This is a genomic window from Klebsiella sp. 1SOBk10mer, assembly GCF_046602535.1.
In the GTDB taxonomy this organism is placed as follows: Bacteria; Pseudomonadota; Gammaproteobacteria; order Enterobacterales; family Enterobacteriaceae; genus Klebsiella; species Klebsiella quasipneumoniae.
The window spans coordinates 270,105-291,816 of record NZ_JBKIUP010000006.1; the positions used below are offsets into that span (position 1 = coordinate 270,105).

The 21,712-nt window shown below is 56.8% G+C and carries 24 protein-coding genes; 10 read left to right on the plus strand and 14 right to left on the minus strand.

The genetic code is table 11. The features are described 5' to 3' along the window. Positions 1–57: 57 nt before the first annotated feature. From hemW to ACLH1I_RS17600, 5 genes are read right to left on the minus strand one after another with little or no spacing between them, the layout of a single operon-like run. Positions 58–1,194, minus strand: coding sequence for a radical SAM family heme chaperone HemW (gene hemW / locus ACLH1I_RS17580; protein ID WP_062914444.1), 1,137 nt, complete (start codon positions 1,192–1,194; stop codon positions 58–60). After that, complete coding sequence (locus tag ACLH1I_RS17585) at positions 1,187–1,780, minus strand: XTP/dITP diphosphatase (RefSeq protein ID WP_004205185.1); 594 nt, start codon at positions 1,778–1,780, stop codon at positions 1,187–1,189. The genes hemW and ACLH1I_RS17585 overlap by 8 nt, the downstream gene beginning before the upstream one ends. 12 nt (positions 1,781–1,792) lie before the next feature. After that, positions 1,793–2,083, minus strand: a complete 291-nt coding sequence (yggU, locus tag ACLH1I_RS17590; RefSeq protein ID WP_023319134.1) for a DUF167 family protein YggU — start codon at positions 2,081–2,083, stop codon at positions 1,793–1,795. Further along, on the minus strand, positions 2,080–2,646 hold the full coding sequence (locus tag ACLH1I_RS17595; RefSeq protein WP_004205182.1) for a YggT family protein: 567 nt from the start codon (positions 2,644–2,646) through the stop codon (positions 2,080–2,082). Before ACLH1I_RS17595 ends, yggU begins: the two co-directional genes overlap by 4 nt. Before the next feature lie 20 nt (positions 2,647–2,666). Next, positions 2,667–3,368 carry a YggS family pyridoxal phosphate-dependent enzyme gene (locus ACLH1I_RS17600; RefSeq protein ID WP_151628991.1) on the minus strand — a complete coding sequence of 234 codons (702 nt, stop codon included), beginning with the start codon at positions 3,366–3,368 and terminating at the stop codon, positions 2,667–2,669. A gap of 16 nt (positions 3,369–3,384) precedes the next feature. On the opposite strand from ACLH1I_RS17600, the gene ACLH1I_RS17605 reads away from it, so the two are divergent. Further along, positions 3,385–4,365 (plus strand): type IV pilus twitching motility protein PilT, encoded by a 981-nt coding sequence (locus ACLH1I_RS17605; protein ID WP_017899769.1) that lies wholly within the window; start codon positions 3,385–3,387, stop codon positions 4,363–4,365. A 349-nt stretch (positions 4,366–4,714) separates the two neighbouring features. Further along, complete coding sequence (locus ACLH1I_RS17610) at positions 4,715–5,368, plus strand: LuxR family transcriptional regulator (protein WP_004205179.1); 654 nt, start codon at positions 4,715–4,717, stop codon at positions 5,366–5,368. 52 nt (positions 5,369–5,420) lie between these two features. Here the strand turns inward: ACLH1I_RS17610 and ruvX are convergent, their stop codons facing one another. The 8 genes from ruvX to metK all read right to left on the minus strand — a co-directional run bounded on the left by ruvX (position 5,421) and on the right by metK (position 12,678). Then, entirely contained in the window at positions 5,421–5,837 is a 417-nt protein-coding gene (gene ruvX, locus ACLH1I_RS17615) for a Holliday junction resolvase RuvX (RefSeq protein WP_004205178.1), read from the minus strand. Beyond that, on the minus strand, positions 5,837–6,400 hold the full coding sequence (locus ACLH1I_RS17620) for a YqgE/AlgH family protein (RefSeq protein WP_002916603.1): 564 nt from the start codon (positions 6,398–6,400) through the stop codon (positions 5,837–5,839). Before ACLH1I_RS17620 ends, ruvX begins: the two co-directional genes overlap by 1 nt. A gap of 174 nt (positions 6,401–6,574) precedes the next feature. Further along, positions 6,575–7,525 carry a glutathione synthase gene (gene gshB / locus ACLH1I_RS17625; RefSeq protein ID WP_004205176.1) on the minus strand — a complete coding sequence of 317 codons (951 nt, stop codon included), beginning with the start codon at positions 7,523–7,525 and terminating at the stop codon, positions 6,575–6,577. A gap of 20 nt (positions 7,526–7,545) precedes the next feature. Continuing rightward, complete coding sequence (rsmE, locus tag ACLH1I_RS17630) at positions 7,546–8,277, minus strand: 16S rRNA (uracil(1498)-N(3))-methyltransferase (RefSeq protein ID WP_017899770.1); 732 nt, start codon at positions 8,275–8,277, stop codon at positions 7,546–7,548. A 91-nt stretch (positions 8,278–8,368) separates the two neighbouring features. Beyond that, positions 8,369–9,076, minus strand: a complete 708-nt coding sequence (gene endA / locus ACLH1I_RS17635) for a deoxyribonuclease I (RefSeq protein WP_004205174.1) — start codon at positions 9,074–9,076, stop codon at positions 8,369–8,371. Between the two features lie 94 nt (positions 9,077–9,170). After that, entirely contained in the window at positions 9,171–9,671 is a 501-nt protein-coding gene (locus tag ACLH1I_RS17640) for a SprT family zinc-dependent metalloprotease (RefSeq protein ID WP_151628997.1), read from the minus strand. 77 nt (positions 9,672–9,748) lie between these two features. Then, positions 9,749–11,143: a sugar porter family MFS transporter gene (locus tag ACLH1I_RS17645; protein ID WP_004205171.1), complete on the minus strand. Its 1,395-nt coding sequence runs from the start codon at positions 11,141–11,143 to the stop codon at positions 9,749–9,751. A gap of 380 nt (positions 11,144–11,523) precedes the next feature. Further along, positions 11,524–12,678: a methionine adenosyltransferase gene (metK, locus tag ACLH1I_RS17650; protein ID WP_004205170.1), complete on the minus strand. Its 1,155-nt coding sequence runs from the start codon at positions 12,676–12,678 to the stop codon at positions 11,524–11,526. Positions 12,679–13,379: 701 nt separating this feature from the next. Here metK and yqgB point away from each other — a divergent pair. From yqgB to speB, 3 genes are all read left to right on the plus strand, one after another. Further along, positions 13,380–13,511, plus strand: a complete 132-nt coding sequence (gene yqgB / locus ACLH1I_RS17655) for an acid stress response protein YqgB (protein ID WP_002916578.1) — start codon at positions 13,380–13,382, stop codon at positions 13,509–13,511. Between the two features lie 8 nt (positions 13,512–13,519). Then, positions 13,520–15,496, plus strand: coding sequence for a biosynthetic arginine decarboxylase (speA, locus tag ACLH1I_RS17660; protein WP_004205167.1), 1,977 nt, complete (start codon positions 13,520–13,522; stop codon positions 15,494–15,496). Positions 15,497–15,729: 233 nt separating this feature from the next. Further along, entirely contained in the window at positions 15,730–16,650 is a 921-nt protein-coding gene (speB, locus tag ACLH1I_RS17665) for an agmatinase (RefSeq protein WP_004205166.1), read from the plus strand. Between the two features lie 127 nt (positions 16,651–16,777). Here the strand turns inward: speB and ACLH1I_RS17670 are convergent, their stop codons facing one another. Continuing rightward, the gene (locus ACLH1I_RS17670; RefSeq protein WP_032456613.1) at positions 16,778–17,998 is read right to left on the minus strand and encodes an MFS transporter; all 1,221 of its coding nucleotides are present in this window, start codon (positions 17,996–17,998) and stop codon (positions 16,778–16,780) included. A gap of 427 nt (positions 17,999–18,425) precedes the next feature. On the opposite strand from ACLH1I_RS17670, the gene ACLH1I_RS17675 reads away from it, so the two are divergent. From ACLH1I_RS17675 to ACLH1I_RS17695, 5 genes are read left to right on the plus strand one after another with little or no spacing between them, the layout of a single operon-like run. Continuing rightward, complete coding sequence (locus tag ACLH1I_RS17675; RefSeq protein WP_135683206.1) at positions 18,426–18,749, plus strand: Rieske (2Fe-2S) protein; 324 nt, start codon at positions 18,426–18,428, stop codon at positions 18,747–18,749. Next, positions 18,746–19,054, plus strand: a complete 309-nt coding sequence (locus tag ACLH1I_RS17680) for a recombinase-like helix-turn-helix domain-containing protein (protein WP_004144765.1) — start codon at positions 18,746–18,748, stop codon at positions 19,052–19,054. Before ACLH1I_RS17675 ends, ACLH1I_RS17680 begins: the two co-directional genes overlap by 4 nt. A 10-nt stretch (positions 19,055–19,064) precedes the next feature. Then, positions 19,065–20,087: an aromatic ring-hydroxylating oxygenase subunit alpha gene (locus ACLH1I_RS17685; RefSeq protein WP_004205160.1), complete on the plus strand. Its 1,023-nt coding sequence runs from the start codon at positions 19,065–19,067 to the stop codon at positions 20,085–20,087. Then, on the plus strand, positions 20,087–20,836 hold the full coding sequence (locus ACLH1I_RS17690) for an SDR family oxidoreductase (protein ID WP_049116098.1): 750 nt from the start codon (positions 20,087–20,089) through the stop codon (positions 20,834–20,836). The genes ACLH1I_RS17685 and ACLH1I_RS17690 overlap by 1 nt, the downstream gene beginning before the upstream one ends. Positions 20,837–20,849: 13 nt before the next feature. Then, positions 20,850–21,638, plus strand: coding sequence for an IclR family transcriptional regulator (locus tag ACLH1I_RS17695; protein ID WP_004205158.1), 789 nt, complete (start codon positions 20,850–20,852; stop codon positions 21,636–21,638). The last annotated feature ends 74 nt before the right edge of the window (positions 21,639–21,712 follow it).

The window sequence follows — 21,712 nt, forward strand, 5'->3', positions numbered from 1 at the left end:
AGGAATCGAGTGATTCCCATTCCCGCCATATTGCTGCCGGGAATGGGATAACGATATTTATTCGCTGAGGAATAGTTCGAGAAGAGAATTTAAAAACAGCTTTCCATGCTCGGTAATCTGCCAGTTCTGCGCGTCTTCCTGCAGATAGCCGTGGGCTATCGCCGCGTCCAGCTGCGGACGGATCGCCGCTTCATCAAGACCGGTATAACGGCGGAATTCCGCGCGCGGCGCGGCCTCCAGCAGGCGAAAACGGTTCATAAAGAACTCAAACGGTTTATCCGCCTCTTCCACATCATGCTGGCGTTCGAGGTAGCGGCCTTCCATATAGCCGCGCGGGTGGCGGGTTTTGGCGGTACGCAGGATGCGCCCGTCCGGGAAGGTTATCTTGCCGTGCGCGCCGCAGCCGATGCCGAGATAGTCGCCAAAGCGCCAGTAGTTGAGATTGTGCTGACACTGATAGCCCGCTTTGGCGTAAGCGGAAGTCTCGTACTGCTGGTAGCCGGCGGCGCTCAGCAGCTGATGTCCCTGCTCAAAAATATCCCATAGCGCGTCGTCATCCGGCAGCACCGGCGGCCGGGAACCGAACAAGGTGTTCGGCTCAATGGTCAGCTGGTACCACGAGAGATGCGGCGGGTTGAGAGCAATGGCCTGACGCAGATCGTCCAGCGCCTCCTCCAGCGACTGGTCCGGCAAACCGTGCATCAGGTCGAGATTGAAACTGCGCAAGCCCAGGCCGCTGGCGAGGCGTGCCGCGCGTTTGGCCTCTTCCGGGCCGTGGATCCGCCCCAGCCGCTGCAGCTTTGGTTCGCTAAAGCTTTGTACGCCGATAGAGATGCGATTCACCCCGGCGCGCTGGTAATCAACGAAGCGATCGGCCTCCACGGTGCCCGGGTTGGCTTCCATGGTGATTTCCGCCCCGGCGGCCAGCGGCAGGCAGGCGCGGACGCCATCGAGCAGGGTTTGCATGGCCGGGCCTGACAGCAGGCTCGGCGTACCGCCGCCGATAAAAATGGTGCCTATTTCCCGTCCCTGGGCATACTGCACATCGGCCCGCAGATCGTTCAGCAGATGCTGGACGTAGTCATCGTGCGGCACCTCGCCTTTCAGTGCATGCGAATTAAAGTCGCAGTACGGGCATTTCTGCACGCACCAGGGAATATGAATATAGAGACTCAGCGGTGGCAAATTAGCCATTACGTAATGCATCCAGTAACAGTTTAAGCGCCTGCCCGCGATGGGAAATGGCGCTCTTTTCTTCACGGCTCAGTTCGGCCGCGGTTTTTCCCTCTGACGGGACGAAGAAAATCGGATCGTAGCCGAAGCCGCCATGACCTGCGGCTTCCCGGGCGATCACCCCAGGCCAGCTGCCGTGGCACACCAGCGGCGTGGGATCTTCGGCATGGCGTAGATAGACCAGTACGCAGTGGAACTGCGCCTGGCGCTGGTCGTCCGGCACGTCCTGCAGGGCGTCGAGCAGTTTCTCAAGATTCTGCTGGTCGCTGGCGTCGACGCCGGCATAGCGGGCGGAGTAGATGCCTGGCGCGCCGCCAAGGGCATCCACGGCCAGACCGGAATCGTCGGCGATAGCCGGCAGGCCGGTGATCTGCGCCGCATGACGCGCTTTCAGAATCGCGTTTTCAATGAAGGTCAGACCGGTCTCTTCCGCAGACTCGACGCCGAGCTCGGTCTGAGCGACGATATCGAGACCAAAATCTTCCAGCAGCGAGGCCAGTTCGCGCACTTTACCGGCGTTGCCGGTAGCGAGGACGACTTTTTGCATGATGAATCCTGTTTATTCAGTTAGCGCCGCGACCGCAGTCGGGATCTGTTGTGGGGCGATGATTTTAACTTGCTTATGGCGGCCCAGCTCGCCTTTTTCAATCAGTACCTGGCTTTTGGCGACGCGGAACTGTTTGGCGAGAAATTTCACCAGATGGGCATTGGCCTGGCCATCAACGGGCGGGGCGGTAATGGCGACTTTGAGCTCGTCGCCATGTACGCCCACGATGCTGTCACGGCTGGCCTTCGGCTGAATATACAGCCTCAGCACCAGCCCGTCAGCGCAGCGTTCAACGGCACTCATAGCGCCATCCACAGCCCCGGCAGCAGTACGTTACCGGTAGCCTGCAGCACCTCGGCGACCCCCATATTGATCACGTACAGCAGCAGCACCAGCACCATCGGTGAGAAATCGATACCGCCCATCGACGGCAGCAGGTTGCGGATTGGACGCAGCAGCGGGTCCGCCAGCTGCATCAGCACATACTCCACCGGGCTGCGTCCCTGGCTGACCCAGCTCATGATCGCCATCAGCAGCAGCACCCAGAAGATCAGCGAGCCGATGGTTTTCAGCAGAATAAGCAGGGCGGAGATCCAGATGATCGGCTGGAAGGTGATCACCATAAACAGGACGATCGCTTTGATGACGCAGAGGATGAATGCCACCAGCAGCGAGGCGCTGTCAATCGGCCCCATTGCCGGGATGATCCGGCGCAGCGGTCCGACAATCGGCTGCGTGGCCTTTACCACAAACTGCGAAAACGGGTTGTAAAAGTCGCAGCGCGCCCACTGCATCCAGACGCGTAACAACACGACCATTGTGTAAAGCTCAATGACCGTTGAAAGCAGGAAAGTCAACGTCTTCATGGCGTTCCTCAGATTCCTTATTATTTGCTGTAGTCGCGCGCACCAAAAATGGCCGTGCCGATGCGCACCATCGTGCTTCCCGCCGCGATAGCGGCTTCCATATCGTCCGACATTCCCAGAGACAACGTATCGACCGTGGGGTACCGCGTTTTTAACCGCGCAAATGCTACCGCCATTTGCTGGGCGACGGCAAACTGCCTTACATATTCTGACTCAGGCGCGGGGATCGCCATCAGGCCGCGCAGCTCCAGATGAGGTAACTCAGCGATCTCCGCGGCTAAGGCATCGAGCGCTTCCAGCGGGATGCCGGATTTACTCTGCTCATCGCTGATGTTGATTTGAATCAGCACCTTCAGCGGCGGCAAATGCGCCGGGCGCTGCTCGTTCAGGCGGGTGGCGATTTTCAACCGATCGACGGTGTGGCACCAGTCAAAATGTTCGGCCACCAGCCGGCTTTTGTTGGACTGCAAGGGACCAATAAAGTGCCACTGCAGTCCACTGACGCCTGCCTGCTGGAAATGGTTAATCTTCTCCACGCCCTCCTGGACGTAGTTTTCACCAAATGCCCGCTGGCCTGCCGCGATGGCTTCTTCGATCGCGCTCGCAGGTTTCGTTTTACTCACTGCAAGCAATGTCACTTCTTCTGGCGCACGCCCGCAACGGGCGGCGGCACCGGAGATTTTGTTCCGGACCTGTGCCAGGTTATGCGCAATATCGTTCATATTCCGAGGATGAGTTATGAAGCTGGAAGAAATCGTAGCCCTTAGTGTAAAGCATAATGTCTCCGATCTACACCTGTGCAATTCCGCCGCACCGCGCTGGCGGCGGCAGGGTAAGCTGGAGCCCGCGCCCTTTCCCGCACCGGATATTGCGGATTTACTCAACGACTGGCTCGATGCCGCACAGTTACAGCACTGGCAGGAGCACGGCCAGATAGACTTTGCGCTGACTCTGGCCTGTGGTTCACGGTTACGCGCCAGCGCTTTCGCCCATACGCGCGGAATATCGCTGGTGCTGCGCCTGCTGCCCAGCCAGTGTCCGCGCCTGGAGGCGCTGGGCGCGCCGCCTGCGCTAAGCGAGCTGCTGGCGGAAGAGAGTGGTTTGCTGCTGGTCACCGGGGCGACGGGCAGCGGCAAGTCGACCACCCTGGCGGCGATGGTCGGCCACCTCAACCAGCATCTTGATGGCCATATTCTGACGCTGGAGGATCCGGTGGAGTTTATTCATCACAGCGAGCGGTGCCTGATTCAGCAGCGGGAGATTGGCCGGCACTGTCCTTCGTTCTCCGCGGCGCTTCGGGTGGCGCTGCGCCAGGATCCGGATGTGATCCTGCTCGGCGAGCTACGCGACAGCGAAACCATTCGTCTGGCGTTAACTGCGGCGGAGACCGGGCATCTGGTGATGGCGACATTACACACCCGCGGCGCGGCGCCGGCGGTGGAGAGATTGATCGATGTCTTTCCGGCAGAGGAGAAAGATCAGGTTCGTAGCCAGCTGGCCGGAAGCCTGTGCGCGGTGCTGGCGCAAAAATTATTACCCGCACGTCAGGGCGGCAGAGTTGCGCTATACGAGCTTCTGGTTAATACGCCGGCGGTAGGGAATTTGATCCGCGAAGGAAAAGTGCATCAGCTGCCCGGTGTAATGCAGACCGGGATGCAGGCCGGAATGTTGACATTTACCCAAAGTTTTCAGCAACGTGTGGCCGCAGGCGAGCTGTAAGGGGAGTGTGAAGCGAGTTGGGTGGTTGAAATGGTGTGTTAACTAAATGTTTAAAAGCTGTTTCTGGATATTATTTGATAATACAAATAAACCTTGGGAATAAATTCAAATAAGATATTCAGTTGAGATATGTCGGCAGTGAATACGCATTTCCAGGAAAAAAGTTTGATTACCTTTTGACAGCTTTGAGTCATTCGATTTATGCTGTTTACGGGAATAGGATGATTCTCATGGAATAACGTTTCAATTTGTAAATTGCCAATGCTATTTATAAATTCACGGCTGATTGTATATTTTTTTTATTCATTTAACCACCATGACGGTGGATAGCTGCTAAGGAGAGTTTTAAGTGATTAATTTAAATGGAAATTCATCATCTTCTCGTCAGGTAACCTTTATTACCCACCCGTCTATTCAAAGCAAAGCCTTTGCCAGCTATCTGAGTGAAACCCTGATGGCACCGGTGGTTTTACAAAATATTAATAAACCGCTGGCGCAGCGTCTGGCAAAAGATTCTGTAATATTATTTGATATTGCAGTGTCAAATAAGAAATTAAACGGGGTATGGCGGGATATTATTCGCTTGCAGGCAGATAACCCTCGTTTGTTGATTATTAATAGCGCACAAAAGTATGAGTTATACGAAATGGCGCAGTGGCCGGCTTTATATGGCGTGTTCCGCCATGACGATGATGAATCGCGCTTAATTGAGGGCGTCAAGGCCGTGCTGAACGGCGAACAGACGGCTGAATTGAGCGTGATGCACCCGGCGATGTACGCTGCGGACCATGCATCGGCGCCGGTTGAGAACTCGCCGCTGACCGAACGAGAATGCGAGATCCTCAACGAACTGCGCTGCGGCGCGACCAACCTCGATATTGCCCGCGCGCTGTTTATCAGTGAGAACACGGTGCGGACGCACCTGTATAACGTGTTCCGTAAGCTGAGCGTTAAGAATCGCACCCAGGCGGTGAGCTGGGCTAACGAACATCTGCGCCACTAGGCGGGGAGAGCTGCGCCGTCTGCGGTTCGCCGGCGGCGCAGAAGAGCAGGGCTTAAAAGCTCTGCTCGAAGTAGCTTTCCAGAATGACCACCGCAGAGGCCGAATCGACGCTGCCTTTATTCAGCGCCCGATAGCCGCCATGTTCGAACAGGCCCGCCCGGGCCTCAACCGTACTCAGACGTTCATCGTGGAGAAGGATCGCGACGCCAAAGCGGCCATGAATTTTATTGGCGAAATTACGCGCGCGCGCGGTCAGCGGTTGCTCAGTGCCGTCCATATTCAGCGGCAGGCCGACGATTACCGCCTCAGGCTGCCACTCCTTAAGCAATTTTTCGATGATATTCCAGTCCGGTTTACCGTCCTGCGCCTTCAGCGCCGGCAGTGGCCGGGCGGTTGCGGTGATCCGTTGCCCTACCGCCACACCGATGCTTTTGGTCCCGAAATCAAAGCCGAGAAAGGTACCGCTCATTATGCATGCCCCGCGACGCCTGGCATCGTCACGATGTCGATGCCAATCAGTTTAGCCGCCTCGCGCCAGCGATCGGCGATGGGCGTACGGAAGAGAATATTCTGGTCAGCCGGGGCGGTAAGCCAGGCATTATCTAGAATCTCCTGCTCCAGCTGCCCTTTCTCCCACGAGGAGTAGCCCAGGGCAACCAGCACGTTGCCCGGTTGCCGGTCGGTGCCTAAGGTTTCGAGGACATCCCGCGAGGTGGTGATCACCGTGTTATCCGAGATACGGATGCTTGAGGAAAAGTCAGAGGGCGGGGTATGTAAAATAAAGCCGCGGTCTTCCGCCAGCGGGCCGCCCAGCATCACCGGTTTATCCAGGCGGATCTCCGGATTACGCGGCTCCGGGACAATTTTGAGCTTCTCAAGGATCCCTTCCACCTGCAGATTTTCCAGCGGCTTATTGATAATAATGCCCATGGCACCCTCGTCGTTATACTCGCAGATATAGACCACGGAGCGGCGGAAAATGGGGTCCTGAAGCGCAGGCATGGCAATCAGAAAGTGATGCTGTAAATTCATTGTCAGAGGTTCTGTTCCTGGTTCAAAAAGCAACACCCAGTATGCGGGCAAAGTAGAATGGTGTCGATGCACTTTATCTGGCAGGCGCCCGAGCGGCGCCTGGCTGGAAGGGTTTCACCAGCGCGGCAATCCGCGCTCGCTGTGCCCTGAGCGGACGTTCGTCCGCCGTAGTGCTTATCGGGCGAGACGTCTTTCGATAGCGTCCATCAGCATGCCGGTGATCGAAATATCCGGGAAGGCGGCCTCGATCTCACGGACGCAGGTGGGGCTGGTGACGTTAATTTCCGTCAGACGGTCGCCAATGATATCCAGGCCAACGAAAATCAGGCCTTTAGCCTTCAGCGTCGGGCCGACGCGGCGGGCGATATCCCAGTCGCTTTCGGTTAGCGGGCGGGCTTCGCCGCGGCCGCCGGCGGCCAGATTGCCACGAGTCTCGCCGCCCTGCGGAATGCGCGCCAGGCAGTAAGGTACCGGCTCGCCATCCACCACCAGCACGCGCTTGTCGCCATCTTTAATGGCCGGCAGATAGTTCTGCGCCATGCAGTAGCGGCTGCCCAGCTCGGTCAGCGTCTCGGCGATCACGCCGAGGTTCGGATCGCCGGCTTTGACGCGGAAAATAGAGGCGCCGCCCATGCCGTCGAGCGGCTTCATGATGATATCGCCGTGTTTTTCCCAGAAGGCTTTAAGCTGGGCTTTATTACGGGTGACCAGCGTTTCCGGGGTCAGTTCGGAGAACCAGGCGGTGAACAGCTTCTCGTTACAGTCGCGCAGGCTCTGCGGCTTGTTGACGATAAGCGTGCCTTTCTCTTCCGCTCGCTCCAGAATATAGGTCGCATAAATAAATTCGGTATCGAACGGCGGATCCTTACGCATCAGAATGACGTCAAGATCCGCCAGCGGCAGATCCTGCTCGCCGGTAAAGTCATACCATTTGTCGTAGTTCTGTTCGACGCTCAGTGTGCGCGTCCGGGCGCGGGCCTCGCCGTTGATCAAATAAAGGTCGTTCATCTCCATGTAATGGAGTTCATAGCCGCGACGCTGCGCCTCCAGCAACATAGCGAAGCTGGTGTCTTTCTTGATGTTGATGGTTGCGATGGGATCCATCACGATGCCGAGCTTGATCATGGTTCTTCTCCGTTAACGCCTCAACCTAAGTCGCCAAAACGCACCTGCAGGGCAGTAATGGCGGTGAGCGCAGTAGTCTCTGTACGCAGAACGCGCGGTCCCAACAGGATATCAGTAAACTGGTATTTCGCGGTCATTGCTATCTCTTCAGCCGACAGCCCGCCTTCCGGGCCAATCAGCAGACGGACTCGTTCAACCGGCAGCGGCAGCGTGTTAATGCTGGCGCTGGCGCGCGGGTGCAGGTTGAGCTTCAGCCCGCTGTCCTGCTCGGCGCACCACTCCTCCAGCTGCATCGCCGGACGAATTTCCGGTACCACGTTACGACCGCTCTGTTCGCAGGCGGCAATAGCGATTTTCTGCCACTGCTGGATCTTTTTCTGCAAACGTTCGGCGTCCAGTTTAACGCCGCAGCGCTCGGAAAACAGTGGCGTTATGAGGCTTACTCCGAGTTCGATCGATTTCTGGATGGTGAATTCCATTTTTTCGCCGCGGGACATCACCTGGCCTAAATGGATATGCAGCGGCGATTCCCGATCGTCGGGTTCGCCACTGAGGACTTCAACCGTGACGTTTTTTTTACCGGCCTCGGTAATGACGGCGTCAAACACCTGGTTACTGCCGTCGAATAGCTGAAGGTGCTGACCGGCGGTCATGCGCAGAACGCGGCCGACGTGGTTGGCCGCGTCATCGCTCAGCGCGATCAGGCTGCCGACAATGAGGGGTTCTGGATGATGGATGCGAGGAATGCGCATGCTTGATATTCCGTTCTTTGCGCAGATGCCAGCTTCCCGCCATTAGGCGGGAAGCACAGGGCTGCAAATTAACAATTGCCGCTAGTGTAGGTTAGCTCTTTTGCGCCTGGCAAGCCTGCTGGACATAAGGATTATGGTTGCCCTGCACTTTCGCGATGCGCTCATCGCGTTCACACTCCCAGGCGGTGACCGGATACTGTTTGTTCCAGGCGGTAAACAGCTGAGTTTGCTGGCGGGAAAGATTTAACTGGTAGCGGTCGCGCATATAGAAGTAGGTGCGGGCGATGGCGCCGCGGGCGCGGGCAGGGGGCTCAGCGATTTTATCTTTAAAATCGACCTTCATGGTGCACTGGCCGTACTGGCCTTCACCGCCGTTCCACTGGCTGTACATAAAGTTGCCGCGATCGCCATTCACTTCTCCCACCGCCGGCTGCAGATTGTGCATGTCGCTTTCCATCTTGCGATACTCAGGATCTTTGGCGCAGTTTTTACGGCCACCCTCCTGCCAGCACTGGCGCTGATGGCCGAACTGCCACGCCGGCACCACGTGTTCCCATTCAACCCGGCTGGCGCGGTTCTCATTTTTACGCACTTTATAGCCACAAGATTCCAGATCGATAACGCCTTTTTTACCCTGCCAGGCAATTTTACAGCCGCAGTAAAAGTCGCCGGGAACGTCGGCGTTTACTTTGACGCCAGCGGCCTTGGCCTGGGAAAAACTGGTAATTTCTGCGGCCGCAAGCGGGCCACTCACTGCCGTGCTCAATACTGCAACGGCTAAAACATGCATACGGGACATCGTTCACTCCGTGTCAAAACGAGCCCGCAACGTAGCGAATGAGGGTGCCGGATGCAATCAGTCAGATCAGAAAGTTTCTAATTAATTCCAATGGTTATTCTTCAGCCACCAGCAGATCGCCGCAGCGCACGCAGCGGTAAGTGGCTTCGCCGCGCACCACCCGGTTATGGCGACGGATGGTGAGCTGATGCTGCTGGCAGCGGCAGCGGTAGGGGAAGGTATTCTGGCGGACCGAATCGAGTTCAAAGCGATGGGTGCGACGTGCGGGAACGCCCAGCACGCCCTCCATCATCCATTTCCACTCTTTACCGTGCGGGGCTACCCGGCCAAAGTGTTGCCACACCAGCAGGTGCGCCAGCTCATGGGGCACCACTTCATCGATAAACGCCTGCTGATTTTCCAGCAGCAGCACCGGATTTAAACGAATTTCGTTTTTCTCCAGCCAGGCGGTGCCGGCGGAGGTACCGCGCTGCTGGTAGACCAACGTCGGCTCTGCGTAGCGGCGTTCCAGCTTGAGGTTCGCTTTGGCGAGATGCTCCCGCAGGCTGCGCATCACGGCCTGCTGAATAGCGATGGGAATACGGGGTGTTTTCATAGCGCCAGAGGATAGTGCGGCGGAGGGGGGAGAGCAAGCGGAAGCTTCCTCCCGAAAGGGGAGGAAGCTCAGACGGATTAATCGCGGGCGCCGATCTCGCGCAGCGGACGACCCTGCATCAGGTTGCGTTCGATATGTTCCAGCGAGACGTTTTTGGTTTCCGGGATCAGCCACAGCGTCAGCAGAATAAACAGCACGTTCAGACCGCCGTAGACCCAGAAGGTGTTGGCGCTGCCCAGCGAATTGAGCATGGTCAGGAAGGTGGCGCCGACAATCATGTTGGCAATCCAGTTGGTCGCCGTTGAGCAGGTGATACCGAAGTCGCGGCCTTTCAGCGGCTGGATTTCAGAACACAGTACCCAAATCAGCGGGCCGGCGCTCATGGCGAAACCGACGATAAACATCAGCAGCATCAGGACGGCGATGTACTGGGCGGTTGAGGAGTGAATACCGATGTGCATCATGCTGCCCAGGACGCCCATTCCCGCTGCCATGACGATAAAGCCAAGGATCAGCGTCGGTTTACGGCCCCAGCGGTCGACCAGACCGATGGCGATAAAGGTGGCCAGCACGTTAGTCAGACCGACAATGACCGTCCCCCACATCTGCTCGGTGGTGTTGGCGTAGCCTGCCAGCTCAAAGATCTTCGGCGCGTAGTACATGATGACGTTCATCCCGGTGAACTGCTGCATTACCTGCAGCAGAATGCCGAGGAACACCGCGCGGCGGAAGTTGCTGTTGTCTTTAAACAGCGACCAGCCGGACTGTTTTACCTTCAGGCTTTCGCGGATTTCGTCCAGCTCGCGTTTCGCTTCGGCGCTGGTATCGCGCAGGCGCAGCAGCACGCGCTCGGCATCGACAAAGCGGCGTTTGGCGGCGAACCAGCGCGGGCTGTCCGGCAGGAAGATAACGCCGATCAGCAGCAATACCGCCGGAATAATGATCACGCCGAGCATCCAGCGCCATGCGCCGCTGTAGCTAAAGGCGGTGTCGGAGAGGTAAGCGCCAAGGATCCCGATGGTGATCATCAGCTGGTACATGGAAATCATACTGCCGCGAATTTTCTCCGGAGCGATTTCCGATAGATACAGCGGCGCGGTGTATGAGGCGACGCCTACCGCCAGGCCCAGCAGCACGCGGGAAACCAGCAGGATCTCGACGTTTGGCGCGGCGGCGGAGAACAGAGAGCCGGCGACAAAGAGGATGGCGCCGATCATCAGGCTCTTTTTACGGCCCAGTTTGAAGGAGAGCCAGCCGCTGCCGACCGCACCGACGGCGGCGCCGAACATCATGGAGCTGACCACCCACTCCTGAGTGTGGGCGGAAATCTGGAACTCATTGGCAATAAAGGGTAAGGCACCCGCAATAACACCGATATCAAGGCCAAACAGCAGGCCAGCCAGCGCGGCGAGGAAACAGACGAAGAACGTCATGGTCTTGTTTGAACGCCCTTGTTTTTTGTTGTCAGGCATAACGCCCTCCAGTTGAGTTATTGATTCTGTCGATGGTTAGCGTAGGACACTCGTCGGTAAAAAAACGTGATTATAATCACGGCTGTGTAATCGTTTCCACAAAGGTAAAGAAACGTAATGCATTAAATGCTTTTTAAATCAGCAATATAAACAAGGATAGTCGACAATTTGAAAAACGGTAATCAGAGTTAACCGAAACAATATGTAACATTGTGAAAAATACGCCGATGAGATGACGCACGCAGGCAGCAATCGACCATTACCATAATGTAATCGCTTTCATTGAGATGTTGCGCTACGTTGAAGCAAGGTACGGCAGGGAAGGTCAGGGAATAAAAAGGCCAGCGCGAGGCTGGCCTTAAAGAGAGGAAGCGGAGAGATTATTTCAGACCGGCCGCTTCGCGCAGCAGGGCCGCTTTGTCGGTTTTTTCCCAAGGGAAATGTTCGCGACCAAAGTGACCGTAGGCAGCGGTTTCTTTGTAGATCGGGTGCAGCAGATCCAGCATCTGAATCAGGCCGTACGGACGCAGGTCGAAGAACTCGCGCACCAGCAGGGTCAGCTGTTCAGAAGGCACTTTTTCAGTACCAAAGGTTTCCACCATGATGGACGTCGGCTCTGCAACGCCGATGGCGTAGGAAACCTGAATTTCGCAACGGTCAGCCAGGCCTGCGGCAACGATGTTTTTCGCTACATAGCGAGCCGCATAGGCTGCAGAACGGTCAACTTTAGACGGATCCTTACCGGAGAACGCGCCGCCGCCGTGACGAGCCATGCCGCCGTAGGTATCGACGATGATCTTACGACCGGTCAGACCGCAATCGCCCATCGGGCCGCCAATGACGAAACGGCCGGTCGGGTTGATGAAGAATTTGGTGGACGCGCTCAGCCATTCGGTCGGCAGAATCGGTTTGATGATCTCTTCCATCACCGCTTCCTGCAGCGATTTCTGGTCGATATCTTCGGCGTGCTGCGTGGACAGCACCACCGCGTCGATGCCGACGATTTTGCCGTCGTCATACTGGAAGGTCACCTGGCTTTTCGCATCCGGACGCAGCCACGGCAGGGTGCCGTTTTTACGTACTTCAGCCTGGCGCTGCACCAGACGGTGAGCGTAGGTCACCGGCGCCGGCATCAGCACGTCGGTTTCGTTGGTGGCGTAGCCAAACATCAGCCCCTGGTCGCCTGCGCCCTGTTCCAGCGGATCGGCACGGTCAACGCCCTGGTTGATGTCTGGAGACTGTTTACCAATGGCGCTCAGTACGGCACACGAGTTGGCGTCAAAGCCCATATCGGAATGCACGTAGCCAATTTCGCGGACGGTGTTGCGGGTGATCTCTTCGATGTCAACCCATGCGCTGGTGGTGATTTCGCCGCCTACCAGCACCATGCCAGTTTTGACATAGGTTTCACATGCGACACGCGCTTTCGGATCCTGCTCGAGGATCGCATCCAGCACGGCATCGGAGATTTGGTCAGCAATTTTGTCAGGATGCCCTTCTGATACGGACTCAGACGTAAAAAGGTGTTTTGCCATATTTTATTTCACCTGTGGACGATTCGGATAGCTCATACTGTTGTGTAATGTGGCTTTGGTGGATAATCAGCGCAAAGCCGCGCAGGTAGCGACACGAGCAGTCTGAGTGTTAATCAGTATAGACGGATTAACTTCTGGACGGCCATTTTAGGTCAAATCTTGAGCCTATTTCCAGCCTTTTTTGATGGCGGTCGCATTTATCGAAAAACTCGCCTGGCAAAATTTCCTGACAACCGCGCAAACGGGCACATTTTTATTTTGCTTTTTACCCCGCTTCTCGGTATAAAACGCCGCGCGCGGCTCATTAAAAAAGCGCACGGGGCATGGCCCTGTGGTGCCACTTCCAGCCGGGTTAAGCAGTCTGTATTTACAGAATCTCGCAACGGCATAGCGCTTGTTGCCCGGTATGTATAGCTTTGGCTTGTCGCCGACCCTGTCGCAGGGCGGTGTGGAGGTGATACCAGATAATGAACCAACGTTTTTCGCTTGTTTCGTCGCGTCGTTCTGTCGCGCGTCAGCACTCCGCAACCTGCATCTCTCTCATGCAAACCAGCCGATGTTCACCCCATCTCGGCGCTTCTCAGGATTCCAGGGCCGGTCGGCCGTCAGAAAACTGAACAAGGGCGCTCTTGCCAGGCAAGAGTTTTCTCGTGGTTTCTCCGGACTGTCATACTCTGTTCGGCTACGTGTTTTACGATGATATGAATAAGAAACCGGTCGCGCAGTCGCAAAACCAGCAGATAGTGCTGGGCTTTAGGACTGTTCATGGGTTGTTATCGCATCTTTGGACTGCGATAGTAGTTAACTGTCTTACACTTATTATTAAAAATTGAGGTTCGCTATGTCTGACGACATGTCTATGGTTTCGCCTTCGTCAGCAGGCGAACACGGTGTACTACGTTCCATGCAGGAGGTAGCGATGAGCTCCCAGGAAGCCAGCAAGATGCTGCGTACTTATAATATTGCCTGGTGGGGCAATAACTATTATGACGTCAACGAACTGGGCCACATCAGCGTTTGCCCGGATCCGGACGTCCCGGAAGCGCGCGTTGATCTCGCTGAATTAGTCAAAGCGCGCGAAGCGCAAGGGCAGCGCTTGCCGGCGCTGTTCTGCTTCCCGCAGATCCTGCAGCACCGCCTGCGTTCAATCAACGCCGCGTTCAAGCGCGCGCGCGAATCCTACGGCTATAACGGCGATTACTTCCTGGTCTACCCGATCAAGGTGAACCAGCATCGTCGCGTCATCGAATCGCTGATCCATTCCGGCGAGCCGCTGGGTCTGGAAGCCGGTTCGAAAGCGGAACTGATGGCCGTGCTGGCGCACGCCGGGATGACCCGCAGCGTCATCGTCTGTAACGGTTATAAAGACCGCGAATACATCCGTCTGGCGCTGGTGGGCGAGAAGATGGGCCACAAGGTCTATCTGGTCATCGAGAAGATGTCGGAAATTGCCATCGTGCTGGAAGAAGCCGAGCGCCTGAACGTGGTGCCGCGCCTTGGCGTGCGTGCGCGTCTGGCCTCGCAGGGGTCCGGTAAATGGCAGTCCTCCGGCGGTGAGAAGTCTAAGTTCGGTCTCGCGGCGACCCAGGTTCTGCAGCTGGTGGAGATCCTGCGTGCCGCAGGACACCTCGACAGCCTGCAACTGCTGCACTTCCATCTCGGCTCGCAGATGGCCAACATTCGCGATATCGCCACCGGCGTGCGTGAATCGGCGCGTTTCTACGTCGAGTTGCATAAGCTGGGCGTTAATATCCAGTGCTTCGACGTTGGCGGTGGCCTGGGTGTGGATTACGAAGGAACCCGCTCGCAGTCCGACTGCTCGGTGAACTACGGCCTGAACGAATACGCTAACAATATTATCTGGGCCATCGGCGACGCCTGCGAAGAGAACGGCCTGCCGCACCCGACGGTAATCACCGAGTCCGGCCGCGCGGTGACCGCGCACCACACCGTGCTGGTTTCCAATATCATCGGCGTGGAGCGCAACGAATACACCGAGGCGACCCCGCCGGCGGAAGACGCCGCGCGTCCGCTGCAGAGCATGTGGGAAACCTGGCTGGAGATGCACGAAACCGGCAATCGCCGCTCGCTGCGCGAATGGCTGCACGACAGCCAGATGGACCTGCACGATATCCATATCGGCTACTCCTCCGGCACTTTCAACCTGCAGGAGCGCGCCTGGGCAGAACAGCTGTATCTGAACATGTGTCATGAAGTGCAGAAGCAACTCGACCCGAGCAACCGCGCTCATCGTCCGATTATCGATGAGCTGCAGGAGCGCATGGCGGATAAAATCTACGTCAACTTCTCGCTGTTCCAGTCGATGCCGGATGCGTGGGGGATCGATCAGCTTTTCCCGGTGATGCCGCTGGAAGGGCTGAACAAGTCGCCGGAACGCCGCGCGGTGCTGCTGGACATCACTTGCGACTCTGACGGCGCCATCGATCACTACGTGGACGGCGACGGGATCGCCACCACCATGCCGATGCCGGAATATGACCCGGAGAACCCGCCGATGCTGGGCTTCTTTATGGTTGGTGCCTATCAGGAAATCCTTGGCAACATGCACAACCTGTTCGGCGATACCGAGGCGGTGGACGTGTTTGTCTTCCCTGACGGCAGCGTTGAGGTTGAGCTGTCCGACGAGGGCGATACCGTGGCGGATATGCTGCAGTACGTGCAGCTGGATCCAAACACGCTGCTGACCCAGTTCCGCGATCAGGTGAAAAACACCGGCCTGGACGACGCGCTGCAGCAGCAATTCCTCGAAGAGTTCGAGGCGGGTCTGTACGGGTACACTTATCTGGAAGACGAGTAGCCGCTGATGCCCGGTGGCGCTGCGCTGACCGGGCCTGCGTATGTCGGCCGCATAAGGCGAAGCCGTCATCCGGCAGACGGCGATACTCACTTGAACCCGTATGCATTACCGGCGATAATTCACGCCAATAAGCGATTTATCTATCAAACCCTTCCTCGTCGGGCCTAACGACGCGGAGGGGTTTTTTTATACTTATTTTTTACGTTCCACGACTGTGAAAAGAGGTCATATCCATGAGCACTTTAGGTCATCAATACGATAACTCCCTGGTATCCAATGCCTTTGGCTTCCTGCGTTTACCAATGAATTTCATGCCTTACGACAGCGATGCTGACTGGGTCATCACCGGCGTACCGTTCGATATGGCGACCTCCGGGCGCGCGGGCGGCCGTCATGGCCCGGCGGCGATCCGTCAGGTGTCCACCAATCTCGCCTGGGAGCACAATCGTTTTCCGTGGAACTTCGACATGCGTGAACGCCTGAACGTGGTTGACTGCGGGGATCTGGTGTACGCCTTCGGCGACGCGCGCGAAATGAGCGAGAAGCTGCAGGCCCACGCCGAGAAGCTGCTGGCGGCCGGCAAGCGCATGCTCTCCTTTGGCGGCGACCACTTTGTTACGCTGCCGCTGCTGCGCGCCCACGCCAAACACTTCGGTAAAATGGCGCTGGTGCACTTCGATGCCCACACCGATACCTACGCCAACGGCTGCGAGTTCGACCACGGCACCATGTTCTACACCGCGCCGAACGAAGGGCTTATCGATCCCAACCACTCCGTACAGATCGGTATTCGCACCGAATTCGATAAAGATAACGGTTTCACCGTGCTTGATGCGGGCCAGGTTAACGACCGCAGTGTCGATGACGTGATTGCCCAGGTGAAGCAGATCGTTGGCGATATGCCGGTGTACCTGACCTTTGATATCGACTGCCTGGATCCGGCGTTTGCGCCAGGAACCGGTACCCCGGTGATCGGCGGGCTGACTTCCGACCGCGCGATCAAGCTGGTGCGCGGCCTGAAGGATCTGAACATCGTCGGGATGGACGTGGTGGAAGTCGCCCCGGCCTACGATCAGTCCGAAATCACCGCCCTGGCGGCGGCGACTCTGGCGCTGGAGATGCTGTACATCCAGGCGGCGAAGAAGGGCGAATAAATCTGTTCCCGTCATATTTCAAGTTGCATAGGCGTGGGCAATAACTCGGCCCATCCCTGGGCCTCGTCCTTACAGGGCCAGCGCAAGCGCTGTTCAAAACGGCTAGCCGTTTTGTCCTGCAACTTATTTAGGGTATAGACGCGTTTACTGCTGCTGCGCGACGCATACGCAGCAGCAGTGCGCCGCCGGCGCACAGCGTAATCAGCTGCGATGCCACCAGTACGGAAAAACCTGAACTGACCGATCCCACTGATTTCATTACCACTCCCATCAGCAGCGGAATAAACGCCGCGCAGATGTTGCCAATGCCGTTAATGATGCCATAGGCGCTGCCTACCGCTTCGCGCGGGGCGTGATGCTGAACCACCGCGGGGATCGCTGCCCCCTGTAATCCCCAGAACACGTTCGCCGCCAGCATAAACAGCGCCAGCATCGCCGGCTGTTCGCTGAGGATTAGCGCCAGCACGGAACCGGCGGTGAGTAGACCGCCAATAATAAACAACAGCGGCGCCTGCTCCGGGCGCATTTTGTCGAGGAGCACGCCGCCAAGGAACTTTGAGCCCAGGCTTAACAGAAAGGGGACAGCCGCCAGCAGGCCGGTGGCCTGTAGCGAGAAATGATGCTCATCGCGCAGCCAGGCTGGCAGCCAGGCGCTACTCCCCCACAGATAGCTGAGGGTGGCAATTTCTATCAGCAGGATCCAGCCAAGCAGCGGCGTACGCCAGGCGAGGGCAAAAGTTTGGCTAAAGCCAGACTTCGCGCGCTGTGAGGTTACTTGTGGCGCGGGGAGAAACCGCCAGATTAACCCGCCGCCGAGCAGGAGATTCATCAGCGCCAGCGCATAGAAGGAGCCGATCCAGCCAACGTGCGCCATCAGCCAGGTGACCAGTGGGAAGCCTACCGCTAGCCCCAACGATACGCCAAGGGCGGTTACCGCATTCGGTTTGCCGATTTCATCGGCGGCAAAGTTGTCGTTGATAAAGCGTGTTTTCAGTGAAAACAGCGGTCCCTCCGCCACGCCAAGCACGATGCGCGCGATCAACATTCCCACCAGTGAACCGAGTAATGGGGAAATGGCGCACACCAGCGCCCATATAACAATGCTGATTAACAGCCCCTGACGATAATGCCATCTACTTTCTATAACTGGTGTTAATAATAATGCCGAAAACCCATAACCCAGAAGAAAGCATGTCATTAGCATGCCTTGTAACATTCTGTTTTCATTTAACTGGAAATGGGCAGCGAATTCCGGGTTAAGGATCATCACCGAGATATTTACCCGATCGACGTAGGAAATAATTATTAACAAAAGTAATGCTATTACCCCTTGCCATCTTGCCGCCATTCGTTGTCTCCACGCTTAATTTAATGATTGCCAGTTATTATTTTTTAACGCCAGAAATAGTTACGTGAGTAAAATGGTTCACCTGTGAAACTCATTGTTTTTAAATGATTAAATAAAGGTTTGTTTCATGGGTGAAACACCATGGTTTCCGCTGCTGCCCATTTTTAATGATCGATTTGAAAAGAAGTCAATAGTCGTATGTGAAATTTAAATCGGAATTTTTATTTATAATGGATCACCGCTTTAAATATCATCATTTCATCTGAATGCAGTTTTTCGTGATCAATTGCACACTTAGCTAATTTAAAAGCCATTCATTAACAAGTTCGTCACATTAACGCTTGACGAAACATTCGCCGCTTTTATATTGGTCGTATTAAATAAGAAACACAGTTTCATATATGAAACAACGGCCTGGAGGATTGCGATGAGCTGGATAGGCGTATGTGACGCGGAGCAAGTACAAGAAGATTTTCCATATAGCGTCAATATCGACGGTAAGGAGATCGGTATTTATCTGATTGATGGCGAATATTACGCGCTGGAAGACGTTTGCCCTCATGCCTATGCGCTCCTGAGCCAGGGCTTTGTCGAAGATGGCAAGGTGGAATGCCCGCTGCATGAGGCGGTATTCGACGTCAAAACCGGCCAGTGCCTGCATGGCCCCGGCGGTCGCAACCTTAATCGTTACCCGGTGCGGGTATACGACAATCAGATCCAGATTACCTTTATCGAGGAGAACGTGGCATGAGCGAATCCCTGGACTTCAACCCGGCGCTACCGGAAAGCCGCCAGTTTACGCCACCGGCGGAAGGCGGAAACGGCAATATCCATAAGCCTGGCGACTATCACAATCTGATCTGGCAAACCCGCAGCCGGGTGCCGGAAAACTGGGAACTGCAGCTTATCGCCACTCTGGAAACGCTGTTCGAGCAGGGCGCGGAAAGCCTCGGTGAGCTGGTGAACGGCCTCAATGGCGTCAGGATGCATGACCAGCAGGGCGAACCATGGAGCGAAAGCAGTTTCCAGGCATTCTTACAGGTCAACGGTTACTGAGGATACAGCGATGACGACAACGGTACAAAACTATCTTGATAAAGGGTTGCGCGGTTTGTGGTATCCGGTGCTGGCGAGCTGGGAAGTGCAGTCTGCGCCGGTAGGCATTACCCGTCTCGGCGAGCAGATCGTAGTCTGGCGGAATAAAGATGGCCAGGTGCAGGCCCTGGAAGACCGCTGCCCGCATCGCGGCGCGCGCCTGTCGATGGGCTGGAACTTAGGCGATCGTATCGCCTGCTGGTATCACGGCGTGGAAGTCGCCGGCAACGGCGAAGTCAAAGACGTCCCGGCGGTTGACCGCTGCCCGCTGGTCGGCCAGCAGTGCGTGCGCAGCTACAACGTGCAGGAAGCGCACGGGGCAATCTTCCTGTGGTTCGGCGTCACCGCCGACCAGCAGCCTGATGAACTGAGCTTCCCGGAGGAGCTGGCCGACCACAAAAAATACAGTCACTTCCTGTGCACCGCGGCGTGGAAATGCAACTACCAGTACGCGCTGGAAAACGTGATGGACCCGATGCACGGTACCTATCTGCACTCGTCATCGCACTCGATGGCGGAAGGCGATCGCAAAGCCGATATGGTGCTGCAGCCGACGAAAACCGGCTTTATCTTCGAGAAAAAAGGGCAGAGCGGCGTCAACTTTGACTGGGTTGAACTGGGCAACAGCGGCGCCTACTGGATGCGCCTGTCTATTCCGTACAAAAAGCGTTTCGGGCCGGGCGGCCACTTCTGGATCGTCGGCATGGTGGTTCCGGAAGATAACGACAACTGCCGCGTCTTCTTCTGGCGCATCCGCGGCGTTCAAGGTTGGCAGCGCGATCTGTGGCGCTTTATGTACCGCAACCGTCTGGAAAAACTGCACTGGGAAGTACTGGAGCAGGATCGCGTGGTGCTGGAGAGCCTGGCGCCGAACGCCCGCGATCATGAATACCTTTATCAACATGACGTCGGTTTGTCCCGCCTGCGCCGCATGATGCAGAAAGCGGCGAAAGAGCAGTTAGCGCTCCGCGAAGCGCAGCAGGGTGCCGCCTGATGAACGGCCTGCTAAACGGTAAACGTATTGTCGTCACCGGCGCGGCGCGCGGCCTGGGCTACCACTTTGCCGAAGCCTGCGCCGCGCAGGGCGCGACGGTGGTGATGTGCGACATCCTGCAGGGGGAGCTGGCGGAAAGCGCTCATCGCCTGCAGCAGAAGGGCTATCAGATCGAATCCCACGCCATCGATCTTGCCAGTCAAGCATCGATCGAGCAGGTCTTCAGCGCCATCGGCGCGCAGGGGCCTGTCGATGGCTTAGTCAATAACGCGGCGATGGCCACCGGCGTCGGCGGTAAAAATATGATCGATTACGATCCGGACCTGTGGGATCGGGTGATGACGGTCAATGTCAAAGGCACCTGGCTGGTGACCCGCGAGGCGGTACCGCTGTTGCGCGGAGGGTCGGCGATCGTCAACGTCGCTTCGGATACCGCGCTGTGGGGCGCGCCGCGGCTGATGGCCTATGTCGCCAGTAAGGGCGCGGTGATTGCGATGACCCGCTCCATGGCCCGCGAGTTGGGTGAAAAGCGGATCCGTATCAACGCCATCGCGCCGGGACTGACCCGCGTTGAGGCCACGGAATACGTTCCCGCCGAGCGTCATCAGCTGTATGAGAACGGCCGCGCGCTCAGCGGCGCGCAGCAGCCGGAAGATGTCACCGGTAGCGTGGTCTGGCTGCTGAGCGATCTTTCGCGCTTTATCACTGGCCAGCTGATCCCGGTCAACGGCGGTTTTGTCTTTAACTAACAAGTGAGGCGGTATGGCGAACGATCAGGAAGTGAAGTACCTGGTACCGGGTCTGGAGCGTGGTTTACAACTGCTGCTGGCGTTTGGCGAACAGCATCGCGATCTGACCTTTGCCGAGCTGCATCGGCTGGTGGATATGCCGAAAGCGACCGCCTATCGCGTGGTGCAGACGCTGGAATATATGGGCTTTCTCGAGCGTAACGCCCGCACCAATACCTTTTCGCTGGGCATGAACGTACTGCGTCTGGGCTTTGAATATATCGCCTCCCTGGATGTCGCTCAGGTGGGTCAGCCGGTCATCGAGCAACTGCGCGATATCAGCCAGTGCAGCAGCCATCTGGCGATCCGCGACGGCCGCGACATTATCTACATCGCCCGCGTCAGCGCCGCCGGTTCGCGCATCAACCAGGTCAGCGTCGGAACGCGGCTACCGGTGCACTGCACCTCGCTTGGTCGCATGCTGCTGACCGATGTTTCCCGCAGCGAGTTTGAACAATTGTTCCCGGATGAACGGCTGCCGGGCAATACGCCGGGCCAGTTGCATGACCGCGAAGCGCTGTGGCAGATGGTGCAGCAGGATAAAGCTCGCGGCTACGTGATTGGCGAATCGTTCTACCGCCACGGCATCTCATCGATTGTCTATCCGGTCTTTGACCGCAGCGGCCGGGTGGCGGCGGTCGTCAGCATTCTGGTGCCGTCGGACGAGATCCCGCAAAGCGATCGCGAGCGGTTGCAGAACGACGTCAGTATGGCGGCGGACAAAATTTCCGGCTTCCTCGGATATTTGTCACAGGCAAGTTAAATCAACAACTTAACAGCAGGCGCTTGATTGCGTCGGGCATGTCTTACGCCCAAATTCGGGCGACTGAACGGTAA

Excerpts from the sequence above, each read along its gene's own strand:
- hemW (WP_062914444.1), bottom strand. The coding sequence starts at position 1,194 with ATGGCTAATTTGCCACCGCTGAGTCTCTATATTCATATTCCCTGGTGC.
- ACLH1I_RS17585 (WP_004205185.1), bottom strand. The coding sequence starts at position 1,780 with ATGCAAAAAGTCGTCCTCGCTACCGGCAACGCCGGTAAAGTGCGCGAA.
- yggU (WP_023319134.1), bottom strand. The coding sequence starts at position 2,083 with ATGAGTGCCGTTGAACGCTGCGCTGACGGGCTGGTGCTGAGGCTGTAT.
- ACLH1I_RS17595 (WP_004205182.1), bottom strand. The coding sequence starts at position 2,646 with ATGAAGACGTTGACTTTCCTGCTTTCAACGGTCATTGAGCTTTACACA.
- ACLH1I_RS17600 (WP_151628991.1), bottom strand. The coding sequence starts at position 3,368 with ATGAACGATATTGCGCATAACCTGGCACAGGTCCGGAACAAAATCTCC.
- ACLH1I_RS17605 (WP_017899769.1), top strand. The coding sequence starts at position 3,385 with ATGAAGCTGGAAGAAATCGTAGCCCTTAGTGTAAAGCATAATGTCTCC.
- ruvX (WP_004205178.1), bottom strand. The coding sequence starts at position 5,837 with ATGAGCGGTACCTTTCTCGGCTTTGATTTCGGGACCAAAAGCATCGGT.
- ACLH1I_RS17620 (WP_002916603.1), bottom strand. The coding sequence starts at position 6,400 with ATGAATTTACAGCATCACTTTCTGATTGCCATGCCTGCGCTTCAGGAC.
- gshB (WP_004205176.1), bottom strand. The coding sequence starts at position 7,525 with ATGATCAAGCTCGGCATCGTGATGGATCCCATCGCAACCATCAACATC.
- rsmE (WP_017899770.1), bottom strand. The coding sequence starts at position 8,277 with ATGCGCATTCCTCGCATCCATCATCCAGAACCCCTCATTGTCGGCAGC.
- endA (WP_004205174.1), bottom strand. The coding sequence starts at position 9,076 with ATGTCCCGTATGCATGTTTTAGCCGTTGCAGTATTGAGCACGGCAGTG.
- ACLH1I_RS17640 (WP_151628997.1), bottom strand. The coding sequence starts at position 9,671 with ATGAAAACACCCCGTATTCCCATCGCTATTCAGCAGGCCGTGATGCGC.
- ACLH1I_RS17645 (WP_004205171.1), bottom strand. The coding sequence starts at position 11,143 with ATGCCTGACAACAAAAAACAAGGGCGTTCAAACAAGACCATGACGTTC.
- metK (WP_004205170.1), bottom strand. The coding sequence starts at position 12,678 with ATGGCAAAACACCTTTTTACGTCTGAGTCCGTATCAGAAGGGCATCCT.
- yqgB (WP_002916578.1), top strand. The coding sequence starts at position 13,380 with ATGAATAAGAAACCGGTCGCGCAGTCGCAAAACCAGCAGATAGTGCTG.
- speA (WP_004205167.1), top strand. The coding sequence starts at position 13,520 with ATGTCTGACGACATGTCTATGGTTTCGCCTTCGTCAGCAGGCGAACAC.
- speB (WP_004205166.1), top strand. The coding sequence starts at position 15,730 with ATGAGCACTTTAGGTCATCAATACGATAACTCCCTGGTATCCAATGCC.
- ACLH1I_RS17670 (WP_032456613.1), bottom strand. The coding sequence starts at position 17,998 with ATGGCGGCAAGATGGCAAGGGGTAATAGCATTACTTTTGTTAATAATT.
- ACLH1I_RS17675 (WP_135683206.1), top strand. The coding sequence starts at position 18,426 with ATGAGCTGGATAGGCGTATGTGACGCGGAGCAAGTACAAGAAGATTTT.
- ACLH1I_RS17680 (WP_004144765.1), top strand. The coding sequence starts at position 18,746 with ATGAGCGAATCCCTGGACTTCAACCCGGCGCTACCGGAAAGCCGCCAG.
- ACLH1I_RS17685 (WP_004205160.1), top strand. The coding sequence starts at position 19,065 with ATGACGACAACGGTACAAAACTATCTTGATAAAGGGTTGCGCGGTTTG.
- ACLH1I_RS17690 (WP_049116098.1), top strand. The coding sequence starts at position 20,087 with ATGAACGGCCTGCTAAACGGTAAACGTATTGTCGTCACCGGCGCGGCG.
- ACLH1I_RS17695 (WP_004205158.1), top strand. The coding sequence starts at position 20,850 with ATGGCGAACGATCAGGAAGTGAAGTACCTGGTACCGGGTCTGGAGCGT.